This window comes from Geomonas propionica, from assembly GCF_016458235.1.
Lineage (GTDB): Bacteria > Desulfobacterota > Desulfuromonadia > Geobacterales > Geobacteraceae > Geomonas > Geomonas propionica.
Genome location: NZ_JAEMHK010000029.1, coordinates 1 through 6,861, shown reverse-complemented (window position 1 = coordinate 6,861; position 6,861 = coordinate 1). Strand labels below are relative to the sequence as shown.

6 protein-coding genes and 1 pseudogene are annotated in these 6,861 nt (G+C 54.9%); 3 read left to right on the top strand and 4 right to left on the bottom strand.

From position 1 onward, the window contains the following. Nucleotides 1-253: 253 nt before the first annotated feature. The 4 genes from JFN90_RS21965 to JFN90_RS21950 all read right to left on the bottom strand — a co-directional run bounded on the left by JFN90_RS21965 (nt 254) and on the right by JFN90_RS21950 (nt 4,018). Entirely contained in the window at nt 254-817 is a 564-nt protein-coding gene (locus JFN90_RS21965; RefSeq protein ID WP_199397276.1) for a recombinase family protein, read from the bottom strand. Between the two features lie 226 nt (nt 818-1,043). Further along, on the bottom strand, nt 1,044-1,526 hold the full coding sequence (locus tag JFN90_RS21960) for a hypothetical protein (RefSeq protein WP_199397275.1): 483 nt from the start codon (nt 1,524-1,526) through the stop codon (nt 1,044-1,046). Continuing rightward, nucleotides 1,523-1,981, bottom strand: coding sequence for a hypothetical protein (locus tag JFN90_RS21955; RefSeq protein WP_199397274.1), 459 nt, complete (start codon nt 1,979-1,981; stop codon nt 1,523-1,525). Before JFN90_RS21955 ends, JFN90_RS21960 begins: the two co-directional genes overlap by 4 nt. Nucleotides 1,982-2,419: 438 nt before the next feature. Next, entirely contained in the window at nt 2,420-4,018 is a 1,599-nt protein-coding gene (locus JFN90_RS21950) for a recombinase family protein (protein ID WP_199397273.1), read from the bottom strand. 81 nt (nt 4,019-4,099) lie between these two features. Between JFN90_RS21950 and JFN90_RS21945 the strand changes: the two are divergent. From JFN90_RS21945 to JFN90_RS21935, 3 genes and pseudogenes are all read left to right on the top strand, one after another. Next, nucleotides 4,100-4,975, top strand: a pseudogene (locus JFN90_RS21945) (YifB family Mg chelatase-like AAA ATPase); the annotation flags it as partial. A 212-nt stretch (nt 4,976-5,187) separates the two neighbouring features. Next, nucleotides 5,188-5,781, top strand: coding sequence for an REP-associated tyrosine transposase (locus tag JFN90_RS21940; RefSeq protein ID WP_199397271.1), 594 nt, complete (start codon nt 5,188-5,190; stop codon nt 5,779-5,781). A 369-nt stretch (nt 5,782-6,150) separates the two neighbouring features. Beyond that, entirely contained in the window at nt 6,151-6,501 is a 351-nt protein-coding gene (locus JFN90_RS21935) for a hypothetical protein (RefSeq protein ID WP_328756072.1), read from the top strand. The last annotated feature ends 360 nt before the right edge of the window (nt 6,502-6,861 follow it).

The window sequence follows — 6,861 nt, the reverse complement described above, 5'->3', positions numbered from 1 at the left end:
GGGTGGGTAATCCACCGAAGTTGAAATGTCTTGTCTCTGCTGGGGTGGGTAATCCACCGAAGTTGAAATGTCTTGTCCCTGCTGGGGTGGGTAATCCACCGAAGATGAAATGTCTTGTCCCTGCTGGGGTGGGTAATCCACCGAAGATGAACTTGCGATCTTGGAATAACAAAGGCCCCACCTCTGATAGAGGCGGGGCCTTTCCATCTAGATCCCAAAATGGAAAAGCCGGGTATCTCCCCGGCCCTGTGTTCTACTTCCCCGCTTTGTGCGCCTTGGCGATGCGGTAGACGGAAGCAACCCCGATCCCCAGCTCTGTAGCAACCGCCTCTTTGGTCTTGCCTTGTCCTAAGAGTGCCATCACCTCAGCGCTCTTTGCTTTGGCGGTAGGCTTTCTGCCCAGGTACTTCCCGGCCTGCTTTGCCTTGGCGATCCCGTCGGCCTGCCGCTCCAACATCATCTCCCGCTCGAACTGAGCTACTGCGCTGAAGATCGACAGGACCAACCGACCGGAGGCTGTAGTGGTATCGATGTCCCTGTTATTCAGTGCCCTAAAGCCGATGCCCTTCTTGTTCAGCTCTTCTACGAGTCCCAGCACGTGGGCGGTGCTTCTGCCGATCCTGTCGAGTTTAGCCACGACTACCGTGTCACCCTCCCTCACGAAATCAAGCATCCTGTCCAGCTCAGGGCGATCCTGCTTGGCCCCACTTTCCTTCTCTTCAAAGATCCGCTCACAGCCTGCAGCCTTGAGCTGGTCGCGCTGAACGTCTAATTTTTGATCTGTGGTCGATACCCTTGCATAACCGATGATCGCCATTTGCCCTCCGCTATCAATAGCATTTAAGATGTTTTGATAATACACTATCAAAACAGCAGAGTCAACCCTGGTGATAGGCTATTTCAGTCTTTTCTGGGCCTATCGTGAGGGCGTGCCCTATTGATCGTCAGGGTGGCGGTTGTGACAAAGCATCCATAACAAGAAAGGCCACTCTAGGGAGTGGCCTTTCTTGTAGTAGGCTGTAAAGCGCGTGGCACTTTAGAGGTTACGTGCTGAACAAGTCCTCAATATAAGGTTGAAGCCTTGCACCAGTTGCTGCGTACTCCAGCGTCGCTTCATTGTATTCGTTGCTGTTACGTCTTCCCTCGTCAAAGGAAATTTTGCTTTTCCCTCTGGATGCCTCCAAGCACCCTCGCTGATTCCTTAGTAAGATGCTCGCAGCCTTGAAGAGTTGTTGGTGATATTGCTTCAATAATACGTAAACGTCTTGTCGGGCTTGAGGTAGATGTTTTAGGAAATTAGTCTCGAATGCGAGGAAGTGTTGGTTCACGACAACGAACTCAGCTACGAGCCTCTCTGCACGCTTAGCCATAACATCAAATGGAAGATTTACGAATAAAAAGGTGCTTTTCAGCCAGGAGGAGAATGAGCAGGTCTCCTCCTGGACTGCATCCCCTAACTCGATCAAGCTCTCTTGCAGTTGAGCCACTTCCAAAGACAGCTTTTTCAGTTCTTCATGCTCATTCATATTGAGGTGTGGCGTCCTACTTTTCTGCTGCTGAAAGGCCCTTTAACCGCTCTTTTGATCGTCTGGACTGCCTCGTTACGTACCTGAACTTTTCCGCCCAAGGATGCATTCCATTGATAAAGAGCGGGTATAACACACGTGATTGTTTCTAAGCCTGATTCAGGATCTTCGGTAACTAGCAGGTCGTGCACATATATTGCGATCAGCAAGGGACTACGCCCACAAGTGCATTGGTCCTCGTACCACACCACCTGATATGGAGCTTCTTTGGGGTGCTTAGCGTAGGCAGCCTGCTCAGATGCATCATAGAAGTTAACTGCATAAAGCTGCTGGACCAAGCCCCCCACTGTTTGCTTAGACAAGCGAGGCGAAAGAATGCCAGCAATCCGATCTTCCAGTGCCGCATGATCTGACCACTCCCATAAGAGCAGCCATGCTCTTTGTCCGCGCTTCATTTCGCCACCTCGTATTATACGAGTTTTAGACGAACCTCAGTTTACTGCTCGCGGTGCTGCTGTCAATGCCACGTCCTGTAAGTTCTACAGACAGCACTGCGCTCATGCGTTCTAAGGCTTCTGGCTCAACACGTACAACAGGAAGCTGATACAGCTCAGGTTGAACGTCCCGGCCACATGCCGACCGCGCCGGTAGAACCAGACCGCAGCGCAGGTATGAACCAACATCAGCGACCCAATGAACAGCAAGTGCATTTTACCCCCAGGTCTACCCCTTCACCCGGTCCTAAAGTCCCTCTGCAAGCGATCCTCAGGAGGTGGGGGCGGTCTTAGTGTGGGGTCGCTCGGCCACGCGAGATCCCTTTTACGCATCCGCCCGTAGGGTTTTTGAAAAAGTTAATTAATTCAGGCACTTGCGGCGCGGTGCGCGTGCGTGGGTCAGTTTCCCCACCCCGCCAACACCGGCGTCTCCGAGTGGCGCAGCCGGAATGTCATTTCCTTTGTCGCAGTGTTCAGCTCTGCTCCGTTGCAAAGTGCCAACAGCAGGATGTTGACCTTCTGCCGGTCAATCTCCGGCCTAGCCACTGCACGCCTCAGTTCCTCTAGCTTCAGATCCACCGTGCGGGGCTTCAGTGCTTCCTGGTCGAGTTCCAGGCGCTCAATAGCAGTCTCAGCACCGCGCACCCCAGCCTCTAGCAGGTTAATCTCTTCTGCCACAGTCCAGTGCTCTGCGGTGCCGTCAGGCCTCAGCATATCGCGCATTAGCGGCGTGCTACCCTTCAACGTTCCATCCATGATCCCGCTTGTGAGATTCGTAATGCGTTCCAAGTTGCGATCCCGGATTTCTCTTTTCGCCGTAATCTCAACTTCAACTGCCGCTAGTGCAGCCCCGCTCTCGGATACGAAGTGGCCGGCAAGAACAGCTTCCACGAAAGCCCGTTCAAGCACATCGTACCTGACGGCATCGTACCCGCCTGGACATAGCCTGAACCCGCTCTCCTCGTCTCGGTATCCGGCCTTTGCGCCACCGCAGACAAGGTATTGCCAGTTTGTCTTGCTGTTCTTGTTGACACGGACCATGTAGCTCCCGCATGTCCGGCACCGGAACAGCATAGAGAAGGCGTTGCTGAGGCCGCTTGTAGCTTTCCTTTTCAGCTTGTTCCGTTTCCGTACCTCCTGCACCCGGTAGAAGATCCCAGGATCTATCACAGCGGGGAAGTAGTTCTCAACCGGATCAAGGGGCACCCGTTTCTTCTGGATTCCTTCATACGCAATTTTGTGGGGAGTAAACCGCCCAATTACAGATTCATGATCTAGAATTCTTTGAATGTAGGAGGTATTCCACTTGCTCGCTTTCTGTTTACCAAGGCCCCAACATTCAACACCGGCAGTATTCAATGAGCGAGCAATCACAGCAGGAGCTACACCGTCTAAGTACCTATCAAACACCTCTTGAACAACTTCAACCCGATCCGGTATAACCTCGATCTTCTTCTCATCGTTGAGACGCAACCACCCAGGAAGTTTTCCGGTCATGGGCTTGGCTGCTATCTCCTTGCGCTTTTGCGCCCATGCTTTTACGAGACGGTCGGACTTGACCGCACTTTCATCATGCGCCCTGGCGAAGAAGCAAAGAGCTATCAGGAGTGACGCAAAGTCGCGGCTAAGAGCCTCCCTGTCGTATATCTTCCCGTCTGCGAGTGTGACAACCGAGATCCCTTTGTTGCAGATCCGCCGCAAGAGTTCGTAGGCCTCGTCTACAGATTGCCTCGAAAGCCGGTCCAGGTTCTCGATCAGCAGGTAATCCCCCGCTTTCACATATCCCGTTTCGATTGCCTCAAGAAACTGGCTCAATCCGCCAATCTCAGCATGACTGCCCCGGTATGCTGAGTGACCGAGATCCCGGAAAGAAGATTCGTCGAGTAGAAGATTGTTCCGCTCTGCGTATGTTCTGGCTGCTTCTGTCTGGCGCCGCAGGCTATCACCTTTGCGTTGTTCTGGTCGGCTGAATCTCGTGTAGGAAAACGCTCTTGCCATTGCCCCCTCCGCATGTGAAGTTGATGCCAATCGGAGGTGCGATGATAGCACGCTCCGACTTGGTACTGCAAACATAACTTACTTATGATAGGTCCGCCAGGGTCCGGCAAAACCATGCTGGCCCGGCGCATCCCCTCCATCCTCCCTCCGATGCTCTTCGAAGAGGCGATCGAGACCACCAAGGTCTACAGCGTCATGGGTCTTTTGGAACGGGAGCATGCGCTCATCTCCACTCGTCCCTTCCGCTCCCCGCACCATACCATTTCCGATGTGGGACTGATCGGCGGCAGCAACACCCCCAAGCCCGGGGAGGTGTCGCTGTCCCACAACGGCGTCCTCTTTCTGGACGAACTCCCCGAGTTCAAGCAACACGTCCTGGAGGTCCTGCGCCAGCCTATGGAAGATGGCCGGGTCACCATCTCCCGGGCGCTCTCCTCGGTCACCTATCCAAGCCGCATCATGCTGGTGGCCGCGATGAATCCCTGCCCCTGCGGCTACCTCTCCGACCCCATCCACCAATGTTCCTGCACGCCTCTGATGATCCACCGCTACCGCTCCCGCGTTTCCGGGCCGCTCCTGGACCGGATCGACATCCATATCGAAGTGCCGGCCGTGAAATACCGCGACCTTGCCGACCGGGGCGAGAGCGAGAGCTCCGCGGCCATCGGCGCGCGCGTGGCGCAATCGCGGGAGGTGCAGAAGGAGCGCTTCAAGGGGACCAAGGTGAGGAGCAACGCCCAGATGACCGCCCGGATGATCCGCAAGTTCTGCGACCCCGACGCGGCGGGATCCCGAATGCTGGAGGTCGTAACCGACCGCCTCGGTCTCTCCGCACGGAGCTATACCAGGATTCTCAAGGTAGCAAGGACCATCGCCGATCTCGAAGGAAGCGAGTCCATCCAAGAGCGCCACATCTCCGAAGCAATCCAGTACCGTAGCCTGGACCGGAAGACCTAATAGGGAAAGGGGACTGGCTCCGATAGGTGCCAGTCCCCCTTGCCTTTGACTTTAAGGATGCCTGTACATTCCGCACATTAGAAAGTGCCTGACCCCTTCGAATGTTTTTTAAAAGGGAACTGGCTCCGCCAGGTGCCAGTCCCCCTTGCCTTACCGCCATGTACTGGTCCCCTAGCCTTTACAGTCCCCCTTTTCGACACAGGAGAAGCCGTATGCCACGCCCCTTAAGGACATTCGCCGACGGCGGCATTTATCACATCATTGATAGAGGCAACGGCCGACAGCGCATCTTCCACAAAGACGGAGACTATGTTGCCTTTCTGAAACTGCTAGGCGAAGTGATAGAGCGGCATGGGATCGAGCTCTACGCCTACTGCGTCATGCCGAATCATTTCCATCTCCTGCTCGAGGCGGGGCAGGGAGAGAACGTGAGCATAGCGATGCAATGGTTCCTGACCACGCATGTCCGCCGGTACCACCAGCATTACCACAGCAGTGGACACCTCTGGCAGGGCCGGTTCAAGAGCTTTGGTGTGCAACGGGACGAATATCTAACAACGGTAGCCAGATACATAGAAGGCAATCCGGTGCGGGCAGGTTTAGTAGAAACCGCAGTGAATTGGGTGTGGTCATCGCATAGAGGGCGTTGCGGGATTGAACACGACTTGCTAATCCAGCCCCTACCAGTTCCGTGGGTAGGTGACTGGACCCACTATGTGGATACGCCGCTGACGTCGTCGGATCTGGCAAAGGTGAGAAACAAGCGACAGTCGAAGCGTGACGTGATCGGCGGCTTCAAACCGTGACGGGGGAGGGGACTGGCTCCGCAGGTGCCGGTCCCCTTGCCTTTGTAGAATGTACGGTCTACATCCCGCACATTAAAACGTGCCTGACCCCTTCGCCTCATTGTCTCATCTCCCAATTGAAGCGTACCTACATCAGATGGTCCCCCAAAAAAAGTCACCAGAAAATTTCCGGTCCTCCCGCCGCTTGAAAAATTGACGTCGCCTCATATACTGACGCATGTGTTTTTGTTAATGTCCAGAGGCGCAGCAAGGTGCAACCCAGCCAACCTGGGTAAAGGAGGTAGCGACATGGTACGGCCATCGCAAAGCAGAATTCTGAGAACCTTTCGATGCAAGACTCCAAGCAAGTTCTACAACATCTTGTTGAGGGTGTGGAAGTGCTTGACCGACAACCCGCAGATCCCGCCATCGGTATGGGCGGCGAATCCCGAACTGCTGTCGTTGTTTCTGGCCCTGGCGGCAAAGTACCACGAGGTGTACCAAAGGGCCTCCCACTACTCCAGCAAGCTTGATATCGCCGAGCGAGAGGTTATCCAGGCGCAGTTAATCGCGTACATGGACGAGATCGCATCGGTTTTGGAGGCGGCTGCTATCCGTTATCCCGAGATACTAGTCATGTCGGGGTTCGATCTCGCCAAGGAACGGAGGAACATCACCAGGGCGAGCGCGCCCCAGGGGCCGTCTGAAGATGGCAACGTTCAGGACGTTGAGCAGAGTTGACCGGTTAATGGTGGCTGACCGGAGGAGACCGATTCGTCGCCCCTCGGTCGCAAGCACTGGCAATCCGGAAGAACGCACCGCTTTGGGGGGTACCGGTCAGGTACCCCCTTTATTCATCCCCCCGGCTCTCACACCGATTCCCTTCGCACCCTCCCATCCCCCTCCAGGCGTATATGTTTTTAATTGACGGGAGTTCTAAGTTGCTCGGACACGTTGGAACTTTGTACGGCCACGTTGGAAACTTGTACGCGCACGTTGAAACCTTGTACGGGCACGTTGCAAACTTGTACGGGCACGTTGCAAACTTGTACGGGCACGTTGCAAACTTGTACGGGCACGTTGCAAACTTGTACGGGCACG